Here is a 17,819-nt window from a genome sequence, read left to right as displayed (position 1 = left end):
TCGCAATCGACCGCTTGAGATGAGGAGACGCCGAAAGGCTGCCGCTACGCGGTCGCTTATCCAGCGTCCGTCTTGCCGCGCCGGTCATGGCGCAGGTTGGCGTAAAGCACGTGATTGCGCCAGCGGCCGTTGATCTGAAGATAGCTTTGCGCAACACCTTCGTATTTGTAGCCGCAAAGTTCCAGCAACCGTCGACTGGCGGTGTTTTCGGGCAGGCAGCCCGCCTCGATCCGGCTAAGGTCCTGCACTTCGAAGGCATAGTGAACGACCGCTTGAATGGCTTCGCGCATGTAGCCCTGGCGCGCGTGCGGCTGCCCGATCCAATAGCCGGTTGTGCCGGCCTGTGCCGGGCCGCGGCGGATGTTATCAAGCGTGATCGCACCCAAAAGCGCATCGTCTTCGCGCCGGATCAAAAATAGTGGCACCGCTGATCCGCTGCTGATCGACCGCTGCGCCCAATAGACCCGGTTGGTAAAGGATTTGCGGCTAAGGTGGTCAGAAGCCCATGACGGTTCCCACGGGGTCAGAAAATCCCGGCTGGCGTCCCGCAGCGCGGCCCAGGCGCGAAAGTCGCTGTGCTGGGGCGGGCGCAGCGTCATGCGCTCTGTTTCCAGCCGCAGTTTCCGCCCCCGTCCCAACATTAGGCAGCAAGCCTTGCCTGCAGTTCTGCCAGCGTGGGCGCGTCATCTGCGGGGCCGTAAAGCGCCAGAGCGGCACCGGTCGTGGCCATCTGCGCAGCGAAGGCTTTGACGTCGCCGGTGGTAACCGCGTCGATATGGGCGATGGTTTCGGGAATGTCGGGAATGCGGTCCCAGATCGCCATCAGCCGCGCCAGACGTTCGGCACGATTGGACGGGCTTTCCAGCCCCATCAGCAGCCCGGCCTTCATCTGGGCGCGGGCGCGGGCGACCTCTGCCGCTGTCATGTCGTCTGCGGCGCGCTTCATCTCGTCGATGGTGACATCGGCCAATTCGCGGATTTGTTCGGCGCTGGTGCCTGCGTAGATCGTTGCAAGGCCGGTGTCCTCATAGGCGCCCGCCTGTGCAAAGACCGTGTAGCACAGCCCCCGCTTTTCGCGGATTTCCTGAAACAGCCGCGAGGACACGCCGCCGCCCATGACAGAGGCATAGATCTGCGCGGTATAGATCATCGGGTCGCGGTAGTCTGGGCCTTCCAGCGCCAGCGCAAAATGCACCTGTTCCAGATCGCGGTTGCGCCGCACCTCGCCACCGCCAAAGGCCGCAGGCTGGATCAACCCCTCTGGCCGGGTCAGCGCGGGCAGATGACCAAACAGCGCCTCGGCCTGCCGGACAATCGCGTCGTGATCAATGCCACCGGCCGCGGCAAGGATCATCTGGCCCGGGCCGTAGTGTTCGCCCATGAAACCGCGCAGATCATCGCCCCCAAAACCCGAGACACGCTCTTGCGGGCCAAGGATCGTGCGGCCAAGCGCCTGATCTGGGTAGGCCACCTCTTGCAGCCAATCAAAGATGATGTCGTCGGGCGTATCCAGCGTCATCCCGATTTCCTGCAGGATCACGCCACGCTCAATCTCGACATCGGCGTCTGACATCACCGGGTTCAGCAGAATGTCAGACAGCACGTCCAGTGCCATCGGCACATCGTTTTCCAGCACGCGCGCGTAATAGGCTGTCGCCTCGCGGCTGGTGTAGGCGTTGATATAGCCGCCCACGTCCTCAATCGCCTCGGCGATCTGCAGCGCGCTGCGCGTCTTGGTGCCTTTGAACGCCATGTGTTCCAGAAAATGCGCGATGCCGTTCTGTTCGGGCCGTTCGTGGCGGCCACCGGCCTGCACCCAGATGCCGATGCTGGCGGAATGCAGGCCCGGCATATGTTCGGTGACGATCCGCAGACCGTTGGAGAGCGTGTGCAGTTCGATGGTCAAGAAGCAGTCCGTTCCGTGATGATGGCCTGAATGGCGGCAAGGTCGTTGGCGGTGCGTGTCACACGCTCTGGCCGCTCATACAGGTCCGCCATGCGCGGCGGCAAGGGGGGATGCACACCTGTTGCCTCTTCCACGGCGGCAGGAAATTTCGCGGGGTGCGCGGTGGCGAGTGTGACCATGGGCGTGGTGCCCAGATGCGCCTCTGCCACGTGGACGCCGACGGCGGAATGCGGGCACAGCAACTCGCCATGGTCCGCACGGTAGCGCTTGATCGCGGCGGTGGTTTCCGCCTCGGATGCGCGGCCAGAGCGGTAGATGTCCTGCAACGCCTGATAGGCCCCCTGACTGATCTGAAAGCCGCCCTGTTTGAGGTCGTCCATCTGCTGCGCCACCGCCGCGCCATCGCGGTTGTAGGCATCAAAAAGCGCGCGTTCAAAGTTCGACGACACCTGAATGTCCATCGAGGGGCTGATCGTGGGTGTCACGCCCTCTTTGGTGTAGGCGCCGGTTTCCAGCGTGCGGTGCAGGATGTCGTTGGTGTTGGTCGCCACCACCAGATCGGCAATTGGCAGACCCATGCGCTTGGCGATGTAGCCTGCAAAGATGTCGCCAAAGTTGCCGGTGGGCACGGTGAATGACACCTCGCGGTGTGGCGCGCCAAGGCTGACAGCAGATGTGAAGTAATAGACCACCTGCGCCAGCACCCGGCCCCAGTTGATCGAGTTCACACCGGCCAGCGACACGGCTTCGCGGAAGGCGAAATCGTTGAACATATCTTTGACCATGGCCTGACAGTCGTCAAAGTCGCCGTCGACGGCCAGCGCGTGAACGTTCGCCTCTGTCGGGGTGGTCATCTGGCGGCGCTGCACTTCACTTACACGGCCATGCGGGTAGAGGATGAAGACATCGACGTTAGACAGGCCCCGAAACGCCTCAATCGCTGCTGACCCGGTGTCGCCGGATGTGGCACCGACGATGGTGACGCGCTTGCCGGACCGGCCAAGCGCGGCCTGGAACATCTGGCCGATGAGCTGCATGGCAAAGTCTTTGAAGGCCAGTGTGGGTCCGTGGAAAAGTTCCAGCAAGAAATGGTTGGGGGCCAGTTGCACCAGCGGTGCGCGGGCGGCGTGGCCGAAACCGGCGTAGGCGCGTGCAATCAGGTCTTTGAATTCCGCATCCGTGAAGGTGTCCCCGATGAAGGGGCGCATAACGGTAAACGCCACGTCCTCGTATGGTTGGCCCGCCATTGCGGCGATCTGGTCGGGCGTCAGGGTCGGCACGGTTTCGGGCACGTAAAGGCCGCCGTCACGGGCGAGGCCTGTCAGCATCGCCTCTTCGAATGTCAGCACAGGCGCTGTGCCACGGGTCGAGATGTAACGCATTGCGTCAGTCCTTTTGCAGGGTGCGGCGGATCAGGAATGCGCCCATGACCGCCCAAACGGCGGCAAGGCCAAACCAGGTGACCGCATATTCCCAGTGATCGTTTTTGATGTTCGCGCTGTCTATCGGCAGCAGCGTCGTACGGGGGTCAGCAGGCGACATTTCGGCGGCGACGATCAAAAGCGGTTCGGTTCCAAGGGTGTCGGCCATCGCGGCAAGGTCACGACCAAACCAGATGTTCTTGGGCAGATCGGGGTCGGGGGTAGAGGAATTGACATCATCGGGCCACAGCAGGTTGCCGGTCACAGTGACGGCCTGTTCCGGGGCGGGTGTGTCCTTGGCTTCGAGCGGAAGAAGCCCTTGATCAAGCAGGACAACGCGGCCGCCCAGATCAAAGCTTGTGATGACCCGGTAGCCGGTGCCGGCGGCGGTGCCAGAGGTCAGCACATGCAGCTCTTGCGGGCCGGTGATGCCCATTGCGGTCACGGCGCGGTATTCGTCGGCTTTTTCGGTGGGTGTGTCTGGCAAGGGTACGGGCGCGCCTGCCATGCGGGCGTCAATTCCAGCGAGGATGTCTTCTTTCCACGCCAGACGATTCACCTGCCAGACACCCAGCCAGATCAGCACAGCGCAGCCCGCCAGCGTCAGCAGCAATGGAAAGATGATCTTGCGCAAGGTCCGCCCCTTTGTTCGCCCGGTCTATAGCGTTGATGTGCGGCAGGGTGAACCCCGCCCTGCCCAAAGAAAAAGGGCGCGCCCGCGGCACGCCCTTTGCAATTTTGGGTCGGCCGGGGATTACCCCGGCGCGCGCTTAGCCACCCCAGATGTAGACGGCCAGAAACAGGAACAGCCAAACAACATCCACAAAGTGCCAGTACCAGGCGGCAGCTTCAAAACCGACGTGCTTTTCAGGGGTAAAGTGGCCCTTGTAGACGCGGATCAAGCAGACCAGCAGGAAGATCGTACCGATCACCACGTGGAAGCCGTGGAACCCGGTCGCCATGAAGAAGTTGGCGCCATAGATATTGCCAGAGAAACCAAAGGCTGCGTGGCTGTATTCATAGACCTGGAAGATGGTGAACAGCACGCCAAGGGCCACGGCAAGAATCAGGCCCCACTTCATGTCTTCGCGGTTGTTTTCATGCACCAGCGCGTGGTGCGCCCATGTAGCCGCCGCACCAGAGCACAGCAGGATCAGCGTGTTGATCAGCGGCAGGTGCCAAGGGTCAAAGGTTTCGATCCCGGCAGGTGGCCAGACGCCATCGACAGCAGGCGACTGTGGCCCCATCGGGTACATGGCGTGTTTGAAGAACGACCAGAACCATGCGGCAAAGAACATCACTTCGGACATGATGAAGAAGATAAAGCCATAGCGCAGACCAATCCGCACAACCGGGGTGTGATCCCCCACCTGGCTTTCGGTCACCACCTCGGCCCACCAAGCATACATGGTGTACAGCACACCGGCCAGACCGGCGAGGAACAGGTACGGGCCAGAGCCGTGCATCCAAAGCACAGCACCAAAGAGCATCGCAAAACCGCCCAGCGCACCGATCAACGGCCAGATAGAGGGGTTCAGGATGTGATAGTCGTGGTTCTTTTCGTGGGCCATGAGCGTTGTTCCCTAGGGCTTGGTCTTCGTTCAGTCTATGGCGACTGGCGTGTCGATTGTCAAAGCAGCCTGCGCCAATTCATCCTCGGGCAGGTCAATTTCGTAAAATGTGTAGGACAATGTGATCGTATGCACATATTGCCCTTCGCGGTCGTCCACGATGGCGGGGTCCACAAAGAAGCTGACCGGCATCATCATCGTTTCGCCCGGTTGTAACACCTGCTCTTCAAAGCAGAAGCAGGCGATTTTGTCGAAAAATCCGCCAGCCTCGTAAGGGGTGACGTTATAAGACGCCTGCCCTGCGACAGGGCGGTCGGTGGGGTTATGCGCCTCGTAAAAGGCCAGCCCTGTCTCACCAATGCGGATTTCCATCTCGCGCACTTCGGGCGTGAAGGTCCACGGCATGCCACGCTCTAGCGAGGCGTCAAAGCGGATCTTGATGGTTTGGTCGAGGATCACGTCCGATCCCGCCTCTGCCACATTGGTGGCCCCACCAAAACCGGTGACACGGCAGAACCAGTCATAAAATGGCACCGAGGCCCAGGCCAGCCCGCCCATCAGCACAACGACCGAAATGGTCTGGACCACTGTGCGCTTCGGCCCTTGCAGGTTTGGCAAAATCATTGATCGCCCTCCTGTGGGATCAACTGTGGTCGTGCGACGTGGTCAAATTTTTCGAACTTCTGCGCCTCGCCCAATTGCAGGACTTTCACCACGGTCAGGCCAAAGACGATGGCGACAAAGCCGATCAGCAGCAGGCCGACACCGGAATTGCGGCCACGGCGGCGTTCGTGCAGTTCATGTTCGACCTTGATCGCCATCACAGCACCCCGCTGGTGCGCAAAACCGCGTCGATCAGCAAAGCGACGAAATGGGCGAAAAGGTAATACAGCGACACCTTGAAGGTCTTGATCTCGACCTTGTGGTTGTCGGCGGCACAGGCTGCATCATCGCGCCGCCAGATGTCATAGGCCCCTTTGAGGAACCACGCGTTCATTACCACGGCAGTCGCCAGATAAACCGGCCCGCCAATGGATGTGAAGCCAAGGCCCAGCGCAACGGGCACCAGCAGCAGAGTGTAGATCAGGATGTGTTTGCGGGTGCTGTCGCGGCCATGGGTTTCGGTCAGCATCGGCACGCCTGCGTTGCCGTAGTCGGACTTAACAAACAGTGCCAGCGCCCAGAAGTGCGGCGGCGTCCACATGAAGATCAGCGCAAACATCAGCACGCTTTCAATGGCAATGCCGCCTGTGGCGACAGCCCAGCCGACCATCGGGGGAAAGGCGCCCGCAGCACCACCGATCACGATATTCTGCGGCGTCGAGCGTTTCAGCCACATCGAATAGACAACGGCATAGAAGAAGATCGTAAAGGCAAGGAGCGCGGCCGCGACAAAGTTTGTCGCCAAGGCAAGCAGCACCACCGAAAAGCCCGACAGCGCCAGCCCAAGGCCCAGCGCCTCACCCGGTTGCACACGGCCATCGGGGATCGGGCGTTTGGCGGTCCGCTTCATTCGCGCGTCGATATCCGCGTCCCACCACATGTTCAGCGCGCCAGAGGCCCCTGCCCCCACTGCGATGCACAAGATGCCCACAAAACCGATGAACGGATGCACCGGCACCGGTGCAACCAACAGACCCACAAGGGCGGTGAACACCACCAACGACATCACACGCGGCTTCAGCAAGGCAAAGTAATCGCCCATTCCGGCCTCGTGAGGTGTGTCGTGCAAGGTCGCGTCGGTCATGATGCCTCTGCTAAAAAGGGGGCAGATTGCCCCGCCGAGATTAGACGGGGTTTTCGATCTTGGCGGCCGCCAGCCATTCGTCATAGGCCTCTTGGCTCACAACTTTGACGGTGATCGGCATATAGGCGTGGTCCTTGCCGCAAAGCTCGGAACACTGGCCAAAGTAGATGCCTTCCTGTTCGGCATTGAACCACAGCTGCGCCAGACGGCCTGGAACGGCGTCCTGCTTCACGCCAAAGGCGGGGATCGTCCAGGAGTGGATCACGTCGCCGCCGGTGACGGTCATCACAATGGTCTTGCCTACGGGGATCACGACGGCGGTGTCGGTCGCCAGACGGTAAAGCGATTCGTCATAGCCGAAGTCTTCCAGCTCGCCCTCGCCGATCATGAAGCTTTCAAAGGCCACGCCATCGTCGACATATTCATAACCCCAGTACCATTGGTAGCCGGTGACCTTGATGTGCAGATCAGCCTCGGGGATTTCCTGCTGCTTGAACAGGATCGGCAGTGAGACAGCACCGATGAACACCAGAATGACCACAGGCACGATTGTCCATGCCACTTCCAGCACCGAATGGTGGGTAAAGGTTGCGGGTTCGGGGTTCGCCTTCCGGTTATACTTCAGCACAACCCAGGCCAGCAGGCCTGTCACAAAAAGCGAGATCGCGGTGATGATGACCAACAGCAGGTTGTCCAGCCAGATGATGTCGCGCATCAGTTCCGTGGCCGGTGCCTGAAATCCGGTTTGACCGGGGATGGGCGCACCCAGCACCTCAAGCTCTTGATTGACTTCCTGGGCCGTGGCGGCCCCCGCCAGCAGCATCCCGGCCGAAGCCCACAAAGAGGTCGCAAAAGAGGTCAATCGCATGGTCTATCCTGTCTGTCTTGTCGCGTGTTGCCACGCACTCGCGGGTTCGCGCGCGCGGAATCCCGTTGTATCCTGCCGCTCCTGTCCCATATCCTGATGAACAACTCAAGAACCGCTGTTGCGGCAAAGGGCCGCTTTTGGGCCTTTTGGCCAAATTTATCGCAAGGAACCGTGATGTCAGACGCCCCATTTCGCCCGTTTGAGACGCATCTGGACCAGGATCGTGCCCTTGCGCTTCTGCAAGAAGCCACCGCCGGGGCCGATGACGGAGAGCTTTTTATCGAACGCAAGCGGTCCGAAGGGCTGGTCTTTGACGATGGGCGCGTGAAAACCGCAAGCTTTGACGCCACCGAAGGGTTCGGGCTGCGCGCCGTGCGCGGAGAGACGGCGGGTTACGCCCATTCCACCACCATCGACGAACACGCCCTGCGCCGCGCAGTCGGGACGGCGCGGCTGGCCGTTGGCGACGGCGGCGGTGTGATGGCGGATGCTCCGCCGGGCACCAATCAAAAGCAATATTCCGACGAAGACCCTATCGCGCAGGCGACATTTCCCGCCAAGATCGACCTTTTGGGCGAAATTGATGCCTTTACCCGTGGGTTGGACAAGCGCGTGACGCAGGTCACCGCCTCGGTCGCGGCCAGCCACCAAGAGGTGGTGATCCTGCGCCCTGAAGGCACCCTGGTCAGCGACACCCGGCCGATGAGCCGGATCAACATTTCGGTCATCGTCGAAGACAACGGCCGCCGCGAAAGCGGGTCATACGGCGGCGGCGGGCGTGCGGGGCTGATCGGGCTGATCGCGCGTGAAAACTGGGAAAGCGTCGCGCGCGAGGCGCTGCGGATTGCTTTGGTCAACCTTGATGCGGAACCGGCCCCTGCGGGCGTGATGGACGTGGTCCTTGGCAACGGCTGGCCCGGCATCCTGCTGCACGAGGCGATTGGTCACGGGCTGGAGGGCGATTTCAACCGCAAGGGATCGTCGGCCTTTGCGGGCCTGATGGGTGAACAGATTGCCGCCAAGGGCGTCACCGTGCTGGATGACGGCACGATCCCCGACCGGCGCGGGTCGATCACCGTCGATGACGAAGGCACGCCCAGCGCCAAGAACGTGCTGATCGAGGACGGCAAGCTGGTTGGCTACATGCAGGACCGGCAGAACGCACGGCTGATGGGCGTGGCCCCCACAGGCAATGGCCGCCGCGAAAGCTTTGCCCATGCGCCGATGCCGCGCATGACCAACACCTATATGCTGGCCGGGGATGCTGCGCCCGAAAGCCTCGTGGCAGACCTGAAAGACGGGATCTACGCAGTGGGCTTTGGCGGCGGGCAGGTTGATATCACCAACGGCAAGTTCGTGTTCAGCTGCACCGAGGCCTACCGGGTCAAGGACGGCAAGGTCGGCGCGCCTGTGAAGGGTGCGACCCTGATTGGCGATGGGGCGACAGCGCTGAAACACATCCGCGGCATCGGCAACGACATGGCCCTTGACCCAGGCATCGGCAATTGCGGCAAGGCAGGCCAATGGGTGCCCGTGGGCGTCGGCCAGCCAAGCCTGATGATCGGCGGGCTGACGGTGGGTGGTGCGGCTGCTTGATGATCCGTACCGCGCCGGTTTCCGATGTGACTTTGCGCGATCGTGCGGTGATTAGGGGAAGCATAACTGCCATCATTTTTCCATTCTTGATAGGCTCGCTCTTTTTGTTGTTTGGCACGCTGTCTTCGTCTTCGCGCGCAAACGCAATTGCGATGTTTTTGTTGTGCTCGCCTCTTCTCAGCATCCCACTTGTGCTGATTGGATCTGTCGGCGCAAAATATGCGCTTTTGCGCGGGATCGCTGGTCCTTTTACCGCGGTCGCCGTTGGCGGAAGTCTGGGCGCGGTATTTGGCTTCCTACTTGGCTGGTTGAACAACGCGGGAATGTTTTCAGGGTTCACAGTTTTTTTCGGTTCGACCGGGCTCCTTTGGGCATTGTTCTATTGGATGGGTGTTTTGATTTTTGCCTCAGAAGCTGTTCGCGGAAGAGCTCGCCAATGACCCCTCGCGCTTTCTCGCCCGATGAAATTTCCGCTCTGGCGTCTTTGTGGCACGACGGCTGGCACGAGGCGCATGCGGCCCATGTGCCGGCAGAGCTGACGGCACAGCGGACCCGCGAGAGTTTCGTGCAGCGGTTGCCAGATATGGCGGATCGCACGCGGGTCATTGGACCAATGGGTGCGCCGCTCGGATTGTGTGCGATTGAGGGTGCGGAGTTGGATCAGCTGTTTGTCGCCCGTGCCGGTCGGGGCACCGGGATCGCAGCTGCGCTGCTGCAAGATGGCGTGAACCGGTTGGCGGCGAACGGGGTGCGGCGCGCGCATCTTTATTGCCTTGTGGGCAATGATCCAGCAGCCCGATTCTATGCGCGGCAGGGTTGGGAAGACATGGGGCAGGAATTGATGGGGCCGCCAGCGACCGAAACACCGTTCGCGTTGCGCTGCATCCGATTCGAGAAGTCCTTGGACGGTCTTACCTCGCAGGACTAATCACCCTCTGGTTGCAACCCGACAATTTGACCCCCCCAAAATAGCGGGGTTGCGATTCATGCCTCGTTAACCACTTCGCCTCTAACTTAATTCAAGCAACAGGACGAGGACGAGGTTAACGTGGCGCCAGAGACTTCCGCTCACCCCACCCTCACCCCCCCCCAGGAGGACGATGGCATAGACCGTCTTCGCCTGTTGCGCTCACGCCGTGTTGGTCCTGCGACCTTTCGCAGACTGATCGCCGAACATGGCACCGCCCGGGCCGCACTTGCTGCCCTGCCGGAGGTCGCAAAAGCGGCCGGCGTGACCAATTATCGGGTCTGCCCCACCGGGGTCGTGACCGCTGAACTGAACGCAGGCCGCGCGGCAGGTGCGCGGCTGATCCACGATACCGACCCAGCCTATCCGCCTGCGTTGCGCCAGATTGACGACCGACCGCCGCTACTGTGGTGTCTGGGTGATCTCTCCCTCATGACCCGGCCCATGGTGGCGTTGGTCGGGGCGCGCAATGCCTCTTCGCTTGGGACACGCATGACCAAGCAACTCGCGGGTGAATTGGCCGAGGCAGGGTTTGTCGTGGTTTCCGGCCTCGCCCGTGGGGTTGATGCGGCTGCACACACAGCCGCGTTGACCGGCGGCACCATTGCCGTCCAGGCGGGCGGGGTCGATGTCATTTACCCAGCAGAGAACACCGCATTGGCCCATGATCTGGCCCAATCCGGCCTGCGCCTGTCGGAAATGCCGATGGGCCTGCAACCGCAAGCGCGCCACTTCCCAGCCCGCAACCGAATCATTGCGGGCCTGTCCAGCGCCGTTGTCGTGGTCGAGGCTGCCGCGAAATCCGGCAGCCTTATCACCGCGCGCAATGCCCTGGATATGCACCGCGATGTGCTGGCCGTCCCTGGCCACCCGTTTGATGCCCGTGCTGCGGGGTGCAACATGTTGATCCGCGATGGCGCGCTGCTTGTCCGGTCCGCCGCCGACGTGATTGAGGCCTTGGGCACAGCACCCGCTGCAGACACCGTGGCCCCTGAACTGCCGCTGGACCCGCCCAAACCCGCCAAACCCCTGCGCGAGGTGGCCGCATTGCACGATCAGATCCTCGCCCGCCTCGGCCCATCGCCCATGGCAGAGGATCAGCTGATCCGCGATCTGGCGGTAGGTTCAACCCAGGTTTCGCCGGCGCTGGTCGATTTGGAACTGCAAGGCAAGATCGCGCGACAGGCTGGTGGCCTTTTGGCCCGCGTCAGCTGACCCACCCCATCCAAAGATTTTCAATCCTGCGCCCAAGGCGCAATTTTTCCCCGCGTATTCCTGTCGCTTATCAGGTTTCTGACAGATGGTGAAATGCCTCCATTGACAAGTCCGCAACCGACCCCACATGTTGCGCGGCCTAAGACCGCCCTGCTTCTAACGAAAGATTCCCATGCCCGTTGTCGTCGTCGAATCCCCAGCTAAGGCTAAGACAATAAACAAATATTTGGGGTCCGACTACACCGTTTTGGCGTCCTACGGACACGTCCGAGACCTGCCGCCCAAGGACGGATCGGTCCAGCCTGACGACGATTTTGCGATGACCTGGCAGGTGGCAAGCGACAGCAAAAAGCACATCAAGGCGATTGTTGACGCGCTCAAGGATGACCCTGAACTAATCCTCGCCACCGACCCTGACCGCGAGGGCGAGGCAATCAGCTGGCACCTGTGGGAAGAGCTGTCAAACAAGCGCGGGCTGAAGATCACCAAGGCTGATCGCGTGGTGTTCAACGCGATCACCAAGTCCGCCGTAACCGAGGCGATGAAGAACCCGCGCGAGGTCGATCAGCCATTGGTCGATGCCTATCTGGCGCGCCGCGCGCTCGATTATCTGGTGGGGTTCAACCTGTCGCCGGTGCTGTGGCGCAAATTGCCCGGCTCACGATCTGCCGGTCGGGTGCAATCCGTCACCCTGCGCCTGATTGTCGAGCGCGAGATGGAGATCGAGGCATTTCGCGCGCAGGAATACTGGTCGGTCAAGGCGCAGCTGACCTCTGCGCGGGGGCAAGCGTTTGAGGCGCGGTTGACCGTGCTGGCGGGCAACAAGCTGGACAAGTTCAGCCTTGAAAACGACACGCAGGCCGAGATGGCCGTGCAAGCGATCAACAGCCGCGATCTGTCCGTGCAGCGGGTCGAAGCCAAACCCGGCACGCGCAACCCTGCACCGCCCTTCATGACCTCGACCCTGCAGCAAGAGGCCAGCCGCAAGTTCGGCTTTGGCGCGCGCCAGACGATGAGCGTCGCCCAGCGGCTTTATGAGGCAGGGCTAATCACCTACATGCGGACCGACGGCATCGACATGGCGCCAGAAGCGGTCACAGCCTCGCGCGATGCGATCGCAGCGCGGTATGGCGCGGATTACGTCCCGGCAGAGGCGCGGGTATACAAAAACAAGGCCAAGAACGCGCAAGAGGCACATGAATGCGTGCGCCCCACGGACATGTCCGTCAGCGCCGAAGAGGCCAAGATCGCCGATGCCGACCAGCGCAAGCTTTACGATCTGATCTGGAAGCGGACGCTGGCCAGCCAGATGTCAGCGGCCCGGTTGGAACGCACAACAGCAGATATCGGCAGCGCGGATGGTCAGGTGATGCTGCGCGCCACCGGTCAGGTGATGCTGTTCGACGGCTTCCTGCGCGTCTATGAAGAAGGCCGCGACGATGATGTGGTCGATGACGACGACAAGCGCCTGCCGCAACTCGCCGAAGGCGAGAAGGCCGACAAGAAAAGCGTCACACCAGAGCAGCATTTCACCCAGCCCCCGCCCCGCTACACCGAGGCGACGCTGGTCAAGAAGATGGAAGAATTGGGCATTGGCCGCCCGTCTACCTATGCCAGCATTGTCACGACAATTCAGGACCGTGGCTATGTGGAAAAGGAAAAGAACCGCCTGATCCCGCAGGACAAGGGCCGGTTGGTCACCGTCTTTCTGATCAACTATTTCCGCAAATATGTAGGCTACGACTTTACCGCCGGGCTGGAGGATCAGCTTGATCAGGTCAGCGCAGGTGATGCAGATTACAAACGCGTGCTGCATAACTTCTGGTCCGATTTCTCGGCCGCGATTGCGGAAACCGCTGATCTGCGGATCGGCGAAGTTCTCGACAAGATCAACGAGGTGCTGGAGCCGCATCTGTTCCCGCCCACTGAGGACGGCAGCGATCCGCGCCTTTGCCCCAATTGTGGTGCCGGGCGGTTGTCGATGCGCACCGCACGGTCTGGCGGGGCGTTTATCGGCTGCTCGAACTACCCCGAGTGTCGTTACACCCGGCCCTTCGGCCCGCCTGATCCTGATGCCGAAGCCTCTGCCATTCCGCCTGAGGGAAAGCTTTTGGGCACTGATGCGGGCGACAACATCCGCGTCTTCAAGGGCCGCTTTGGGCCATATGTTCAGCGCGGCGAGGTGACCGAGGACAACAAGAAGCCGCCCCGCACCGGTGTGCCAGAGGCTTGGGACCCGACAGAGATTGGTCTTGACGAGGCGCTGCGTCTGCTGGAGCTGCCGCGCCTCATCGGCACCCATCCCGAGGACGGTGTGAATGTTTGGGCCAACCTTGGTCGCTACGGTCCTTATCTGAAGCACGCGGAAAGCACGTCTTTCAAAGGTGGCACCAACGCCAACCTGCCCGCAGTCGAGGATGTCTGGACCGTCGGTATGAACCACGCTGTGCAGTTGTTGGCCGAAAAGGTCGCCAGCCGGGGCGGTCGCGGCCGTGCAGCAAAACCGATCCGCGAGCTCGGCGAACACCCCGAAGCGGGCGGTGTTGTGGCGATTTATGACGGCAAATACGGACCTTATGTGAAGTGGGAAAAGATCAACGCGACGATCCCCGATACCGTGGAACACGCTGACCTGACGATGGCGCAGGCCGTTGATCTTATCGCGGAACGTGCCGCCAAAACCGGCAAGAAGGTCGCCAAGAAAAAGGCCCCTGCCAAAAAGAAAGCCGCGCCCAAGAAAAAGGCTGCGGCCAAGAAAGCCTGATCAGCGGCCCATCTGGGCCGCGAAAAACGGCTTGAGGCAGGCGATGTTGCTGCGCAGCGCGCCTTCGTATTTGGGCAGATCGTCGGCCACATCGTCCACGCGCGACTTGTAATAGACGTGTTGCAAGGGGATCAGCCGGTCTTCGACACCGTCCAACACGCGCGCCGGGATCAGGGCCAGGTTGATCCCCGGCAGATAATTCAACTGCGCCAGCACCGGGTCACCACACTTCTTGCAGGTACCCCGCCTGACCGCAAACCGCGCCTTGTGACGCTTAAAGGCAATCATGTCCCAGTTGGCATCACTGACATGTGCCCAAGGTGATATCGTGAAATCTGAATAGGCCCGCCGGTAAACGGTCTGGCAGATGCCGCAATGACAGAACATCCGGTGGCGCGGGGCCTGCGCCAGCGTCAATGTCACGTCTCCACATGAACATTGCCCGTTCATCGCAGCCATCTCCTTTCATGGTCTGGATTAGGCCGCGCGGGCCAACAAAAATCAAGCCGGGTATCTATCGTGACCTTGCTGCAACGCAGCAACCAGATTGACTTCCCATGGGTCATTGGTCACTTATCGTCAAAAGCATGATGAGGGGTTAAGCCATGAAAAAGATTTACCCGGACGCCGCCACGGCCCTTGATGGGCTTTTGCATGACGGCATGTTTATCGCGGCGGGTGGCTTTGGCCTGTGTGGCATTCCCGAACTGCTGCTGGCCGCGATCAAGGACGCCGGCACCAAGGACCTGACCTTTGCCTCGAACAATGCAGGAGTGGACGATTTTGGCATCGGCATTTTGCTGCAGACCCGCCAGGTCAAAAAGATGATCAGCTCTTACGTGGGTGAAAACGCGGAATTCATGCGCCAATATCTGTCGGGCGAACTTGAGCTGGAATTCAACCCCCAGGGCACCCTGGCCGAACGGATGCGCGCGGGCGGTTGCGGCATCCCCGGTTTTTACACCAAGACCGGCGTTGGCACGGTGATTGCCGAGGGCAAGGAGCACAAGGACTTTCCCACCGGCAAGGACGGCGCGCCCGAAACCTATATCATGGAAGAAGGGCTTTTTGCTGATCTGGCGATTGTGAAGGCCTGGAAGGCGGATGAAAGCGGCAATTTGATTTTCCGCAAGACTGCGCGCAACTTCAACCCGCCTGCGGCCATGTGTGGACGCACCTGTGTTGTGGAGGTTGAAGAGATCGTCCCGATGGGCAGCCTTGACCCCGACAACATCCACCTGCCCGGCATCTACGTGCACCGGATCATTCAAGGGCAGCACGAGAAACGGATTGAGCAGCGCACCGTGAGGGAGAAGGCATAATGTGGGACCGCAACCAGATGGCCGAACGGGCCGCGCAGGAACTTGAAGACGGTATGTATGTGAACCTTGGTATCGGTATCCCGACGCTGGTGGCCAACTACGTGGGCGACAAGGACATCACGCTGCAATCGGAAAACGGCATGTTGGGCATGGGCCCCTTCCCGTTTGAAGGCGAAGAAGACCCCGACCTGATCAACGCAGGCAAGCAGACGATCACCGAATTGCGCCGCACATCCTATTTCGACAGCGCCACCAGCTTTGGCATGATCCGCGGCGGCAAGATCGCAGCCGCAGTTCTGGGCGCGATGGAGGTGGCCGAAAACGGTGACCTTGCCAACTGGATGATCCCCGGCAAGCTGGTCAAGGGGATGGGCGGTGCGATGGATCTGGTCGCGGGCGTAGGCCGCGTGATCGTGGTGATGGACCACACCAACAAGCATGGTGACAGCAAGCTGCTGAAAGAATGCACCCTGCCGCTGACCGGTCTGGGTGTCGTTGACCGCATCATCACCAACCTTGGTGTGCTGGACGTTGTCCCCGGTGGCCTGAAGATCATCGAGACCGCGACCGGCGTGACCGAAGACGAACTGCGCGCCGCAACAGACGCCACTCTTGTCTGATCTGGCCCAAGCCGCACCAGAGGGCACATTGACCCTGCAGACGGTCGCCATGCCCGCCGATACCAATTCCGGTGGCGATATCTTTGGCGGCTGGGTCGTCAGCCAGATGGACCTTGCCGCCGGGATCACCGCACAACAGCGCGCACAGGGCCGCGCGGCCACCGTCGCGATCGAGGCGTTGCGATTTCATGCGCCGGTGCTCGTTGGTGACCTCTTTTCGGTCTACACGCAGATCCAGCGCACCGGGCGCACATCCGTCACCATGCATGTGGAGGCTTGGGTGCGCCGCCAGCGCACCGGTGAACAGTCAATGGTGACCGAGGGCGATTTCACCTTTGTGGCGATTGCCGAAAGCGGCGTGACCCGCCCCCTGCCTGCGGAGGCGGATGATGTCAGTTGAAAAGATCAGACGCGAAGTGACCGACAACAAGGGGCGCTATGTGCTGGATCACGGCAACGGGATCAGTGAGTTGACCTATTCGATCCTGTCGCCCCAGACCGTGATTGCCGACCACACAGAAGTCGCTGCAGGCCACGAAGGTACTGGTGTCGGGCTGCAATTGCTGGAGGCTCTTCTTGCAGACGCCCGTGCGGAGGGGTTCAAGATCGTCCCGCTTTGCCCCTTTGTGAACGCCCAGCGCCGCAAACATCCCGATTGGGCGGACCTCTTTCGGGTGTAGTGCCAGGTCTCACCTTCTTCTGGCCAAAATAATCCCCGCCGGAGGCTCCGCCAACGGCAAGGGGTCCGTGCTATGATCCGCTGACCGCAAAGACGCAGCCGTCGCTGACCAGCTCTGGTGGGGTCTTACAAAGGCCCTTGGCCACATTGAACGCGGCCAGCACCTTGGGCACATAGGCGCGGGTTTCAGGGTATGGCGGCACACCTGCGTGGTCACGCACGGCCCCTTCGCCCGCGTTATATCCGGCAAGCACAAGGATCGGGTCCCCGTCAAAGTGGCCCATCAGCCAAGATAAGTAGGCCACACCGCCCTTGATGTTCTGGCTGGGGTCGCTGGTGTCAGTCACGCCAAACCGTGCGGCGGTCGCGGGCATGAGTTGCATCAGCCCATGCGCGCCTGCACTGCTGGTGGCATCAGACTTGCCGGAACTCTCAATCGCAATCAACGCGAGCACCAGCGCGGGCGAGACATCGGTGCCCACCGTTTCGCGCAGGATATCCAACCCGTGGGCCTGTGCGATCTCTTGCAGGGTTTGTAGCCGTGGCGCGGGCACGCCTTTGCCCGCAGGGGCATCACCCATCGCAAGGATCGCCTGTTCCAGCCGCCCCGGTCCGCTGTCATCCAGATCGGGCGAGACGTCTTGCCAGAACCATTCCAGCCCGGTCAACTGCGGCGCATCGGGCACTGCCGGTGCAGGTGCGACAGTGGCCGGTGCCGCTGATGGGTCCACCTGCACGGTGATCCGGCTGCCCGCATTGCCTGACGGCACGCCCACACGTTTAAAGGTAAAGTCCGGTTGCAGTCTTTCGCCCTCTGCAAACACCGGATTCGCACATGCCATAAGGGCCAAAGCCCTAACACTTCGTTTCATCGCCTGCATTTTGTTCCGCCTCAACGGTTTTTATTGCGCCCAACCTCGCAGATTCAGCAGGCGTAAACCACGTTTTGTGAAACAATGCGCCAAAATGGACCTTATTCGCAGCAAACCGGCAACGCCAAATGGCAGCGATTCAGATTTCGTTCATTTTTATATCATTATATTTCAGCTACTTAGATGATTTTCGCTGAAAAATCGCAGCCCCCGCAAAATTGCACGAAACCAGCCCAAATCATGCCCCAATCAAGGGGCTATATGTCCTCAT

20 protein-coding genes are annotated in these 17,819 nt (G+C 60.9%); 9 read left to right on the top strand and 11 right to left on the bottom strand.

What is annotated here, in order from left to right:
• Positions 1–56 precede the first annotated feature (56 nt).
• The 9 genes from AB3Y40_RS03950 to coxB form a co-directional block, all read right to left on the bottom strand.
• The gene (locus AB3Y40_RS03950) at positions 57–641 is read right to left on the bottom strand and encodes a GNAT family N-acetyltransferase (RefSeq protein ID WP_369437501.1); all 585 of its coding nucleotides are present in this window, start codon (positions 639–641) and stop codon (positions 57–59) included.
• A complete protein-coding gene (locus AB3Y40_RS03945; protein WP_369437500.1) occupies positions 641–1,906 on the bottom strand; it encodes a M16 family metallopeptidase in 1,266 nt (421 codons plus the stop codon). Before AB3Y40_RS03945 ends, AB3Y40_RS03950 begins: the two co-directional genes overlap by 1 nt.
• A complete protein-coding gene (thrC, locus tag AB3Y40_RS03940) occupies positions 1,903–3,288 on the bottom strand; it encodes a threonine synthase (RefSeq protein ID WP_369437499.1) in 1,386 nt (461 codons plus the stop codon). Before thrC ends, AB3Y40_RS03945 begins: the two co-directional genes overlap by 4 nt.
• A 4-nt stretch (positions 3,289–3,292) precedes the next feature.
• Positions 3,293–3,961, bottom strand: coding sequence for an SURF1 family protein (locus AB3Y40_RS03935; protein WP_369437498.1), 669 nt, complete (start codon positions 3,959–3,961; stop codon positions 3,293–3,295).
• Between the two features lie 136 nt (positions 3,962–4,097).
• Complete coding sequence (locus AB3Y40_RS03930) at positions 4,098–4,898, bottom strand: cytochrome c oxidase subunit 3 (protein ID WP_369437497.1); 801 nt, start codon at positions 4,896–4,898, stop codon at positions 4,098–4,100.
• Positions 4,899–4,928: 30 nt separating this feature from the next.
• Entirely contained in the window at positions 4,929–5,522 is a 594-nt protein-coding gene (locus AB3Y40_RS03925) for a cytochrome c oxidase assembly protein (RefSeq protein WP_369437496.1), read from the bottom strand.
• A complete protein-coding gene (locus AB3Y40_RS03920) occupies positions 5,519–5,719 on the bottom strand; it encodes a hypothetical protein (protein WP_369437495.1) in 201 nt (66 codons plus the stop codon). Before AB3Y40_RS03920 ends, AB3Y40_RS03925 begins: the two co-directional genes overlap by 4 nt.
• Positions 5,719–6,645, bottom strand: a complete 927-nt coding sequence (cyoE, locus tag AB3Y40_RS03915) for a heme o synthase (protein ID WP_369437494.1) — start codon at positions 6,643–6,645, stop codon at positions 5,719–5,721. The genes AB3Y40_RS03920 and cyoE overlap by 1 nt, the downstream gene beginning before the upstream one ends.
• Before the next feature lie 40 nt (positions 6,646–6,685).
• Positions 6,686–7,513 (bottom strand): cytochrome c oxidase subunit II, encoded by an 828-nt coding sequence (gene coxB, locus AB3Y40_RS03910; protein ID WP_369437493.1) that lies wholly within the window; start codon positions 7,511–7,513, stop codon positions 6,686–6,688.
• Between the two features lie 174 nt (positions 7,514–7,687).
• On the opposite strand from coxB, the gene tldD reads away from it, so the two are divergent.
• The 5 genes from tldD to topA all read left to right on the top strand — a co-directional run bounded on the left by tldD (position 7,688) and on the right by topA (position 14,055).
• Positions 7,688–9,109, top strand: coding sequence for a metalloprotease TldD (tldD, locus tag AB3Y40_RS03905; protein WP_369437492.1), 1,422 nt, complete (start codon positions 7,688–7,690; stop codon positions 9,107–9,109).
• Positions 9,109–9,549, top strand: coding sequence for a hypothetical protein (locus tag AB3Y40_RS03900; RefSeq protein WP_369437491.1), 441 nt, complete (start codon positions 9,109–9,111; stop codon positions 9,547–9,549). The genes tldD and AB3Y40_RS03900 overlap by 1 nt, the downstream gene beginning before the upstream one ends.
• The gene (locus tag AB3Y40_RS03895; protein ID WP_369437490.1) at positions 9,546–10,037 is read left to right on the top strand and encodes a GNAT family N-acetyltransferase; all 492 of its coding nucleotides are present in this window, start codon (positions 9,546–9,548) and stop codon (positions 10,035–10,037) included. Before AB3Y40_RS03900 ends, AB3Y40_RS03895 begins: the two co-directional genes overlap by 4 nt.
• A gap of 120 nt (positions 10,038–10,157) precedes the next feature.
• A complete protein-coding gene (gene dprA, locus AB3Y40_RS03890) occupies positions 10,158–11,291 on the top strand; it encodes a DNA-processing protein DprA (protein ID WP_459553963.1) in 1,134 nt (377 codons plus the stop codon).
• Positions 11,292–11,463: 172 nt separating this feature from the next.
• Positions 11,464–14,055: a type I DNA topoisomerase gene (gene topA, locus AB3Y40_RS03885; protein WP_369437489.1), complete on the top strand. Its 2,592-nt coding sequence runs from the start codon at positions 11,464–11,466 to the stop codon at positions 14,053–14,055.
• Here topA and AB3Y40_RS03880 read toward each other — a convergent pair whose 3' ends face one another.
• Positions 14,056–14,505: a GFA family protein gene (locus tag AB3Y40_RS03880; protein WP_459553986.1), complete on the bottom strand. Its 450-nt coding sequence runs from the start codon at positions 14,503–14,505 to the stop codon at positions 14,056–14,058. It lies immediately after the preceding gene.
• Between the two features lie 155 nt (positions 14,506–14,660).
• Here AB3Y40_RS03880 and AB3Y40_RS03875 point away from each other — a divergent pair, with 155 nt between their 5' ends.
• Genes AB3Y40_RS03875 through AB3Y40_RS03860 form a run of 4 tightly spaced genes read left to right on the top strand, consistent with a single transcriptional unit; the run spans position 14,661 to position 16,677 of the window.
• Positions 14,661–15,377 carry a CoA transferase subunit A gene (locus tag AB3Y40_RS03875; RefSeq protein ID WP_369437487.1) on the top strand — a complete coding sequence of 239 codons (717 nt, stop codon included), beginning with the start codon at positions 14,661–14,663 and terminating at the stop codon, positions 15,375–15,377.
• Positions 15,374–15,997 carry a CoA transferase subunit B gene (locus AB3Y40_RS03870; RefSeq protein ID WP_369439595.1) on the top strand — a complete coding sequence of 208 codons (624 nt, stop codon included), beginning with the start codon at positions 15,374–15,376 and terminating at the stop codon, positions 15,995–15,997. Before AB3Y40_RS03875 ends, AB3Y40_RS03870 begins: the two co-directional genes overlap by 4 nt.
• A complete protein-coding gene (locus AB3Y40_RS03865; protein WP_369437486.1) occupies positions 15,990–16,397 on the top strand; it encodes an acyl-CoA thioesterase in 408 nt (135 codons plus the stop codon). Before AB3Y40_RS03870 ends, AB3Y40_RS03865 begins: the two co-directional genes overlap by 8 nt.
• On the top strand, positions 16,387–16,677 hold the full coding sequence (locus AB3Y40_RS03860; RefSeq protein ID WP_369437485.1) for a GNAT family N-acetyltransferase: 291 nt from the start codon (positions 16,387–16,389) through the stop codon (positions 16,675–16,677). The genes AB3Y40_RS03865 and AB3Y40_RS03860 overlap by 11 nt, the downstream gene beginning before the upstream one ends.
• Positions 16,678–16,747: 70 nt before the next feature.
• Here the strand turns inward: AB3Y40_RS03860 and AB3Y40_RS03855 are convergent, their stop codons facing one another.
• Positions 16,748–17,518 carry a lytic transglycosylase domain-containing protein gene (locus AB3Y40_RS03855; protein WP_369437484.1) on the bottom strand — a complete coding sequence of 257 codons (771 nt, stop codon included), beginning with the start codon at positions 17,516–17,518 and terminating at the stop codon, positions 16,748–16,750.
• Between the last annotated feature and the right edge of the window lie 301 nt (positions 17,519–17,819).

Source organism: Yoonia sp. R2331, assembly GCF_041103235.1.
Lineage (GTDB): Bacteria > Pseudomonadota > Alphaproteobacteria > Rhodobacterales > Rhodobacteraceae > CANMYO01.
Note: the sequence above shows the minus strand (reverse complement) of the source record. Positions and strands in the feature narration are given on the sequence as shown.

Coding starts and splice junctions, on each gene's coding strand:
- AB3Y40_RS03925 (WP_369437496.1), bottom strand. CDS start 5,522: ATGATTTTGCCAAACCTGCAAGGGCCGAAGCGCACAGTGGTCCAGACC.
- AB3Y40_RS03895 (WP_369437490.1), top strand. CDS start 9,546: ATGACCCCTCGCGCTTTCTCGCCCGATGAAATTTCCGCTCTGGCGTCT.
- AB3Y40_RS03950 (WP_369437501.1), bottom strand. CDS start 641: ATGTTGGGACGGGGGCGGAAACTGCGGCTGGAAACAGAGCGCATGACG.
- AB3Y40_RS03855 (WP_369437484.1), bottom strand. CDS start 17,518: ATGGCATGTGCGAATCCGGTGTTTGCAGAGGGCGAAAGACTGCAACCG.
- AB3Y40_RS03930 (WP_369437497.1), bottom strand. CDS start 4,898: ATGGCCCACGAAAAGAACCACGACTATCACATCCTGAACCCCTCTATC.
- AB3Y40_RS03875 (WP_369437487.1), top strand. CDS start 14,661: ATGAAAAAGATTTACCCGGACGCCGCCACGGCCCTTGATGGGCTTTTG.
- cyoE (WP_369437494.1), bottom strand. CDS start 6,645: ATGACCGACGCGACCTTGCACGACACACCTCACGAGGCCGGAATGGGC.
- AB3Y40_RS03920 (WP_369437495.1), bottom strand. CDS start 5,719: ATGGCGATCAAGGTCGAACATGAACTGCACGAACGCCGCCGTGGCCGC.
- thrC (WP_369437499.1), bottom strand. CDS start 3,288: ATGCGTTACATCTCGACCCGTGGCACAGCGCCTGTGCTGACATTCGAA.
- AB3Y40_RS03880 (WP_459553986.1), bottom strand. CDS start 14,505: ATGAACGGGCAATGTTCATGTGGAGACGTGACATTGACGCTGGCGCAG.
- AB3Y40_RS03860 (WP_369437485.1), top strand. CDS start 16,387: ATGTCAGTTGAAAAGATCAGACGCGAAGTGACCGACAACAAGGGGCGC.
- AB3Y40_RS03900 (WP_369437491.1), top strand. CDS start 9,109: ATGATCCGTACCGCGCCGGTTTCCGATGTGACTTTGCGCGATCGTGCG.
- tldD (WP_369437492.1), top strand. CDS start 7,688: ATGTCAGACGCCCCATTTCGCCCGTTTGAGACGCATCTGGACCAGGAT.
- coxB (WP_369437493.1), bottom strand. CDS start 7,513: ATGCGATTGACCTCTTTTGCGACCTCTTTGTGGGCTTCGGCCGGGATG.
- topA (WP_369437489.1), top strand. CDS start 11,464: ATGCCCGTTGTCGTCGTCGAATCCCCAGCTAAGGCTAAGACAATAAAC.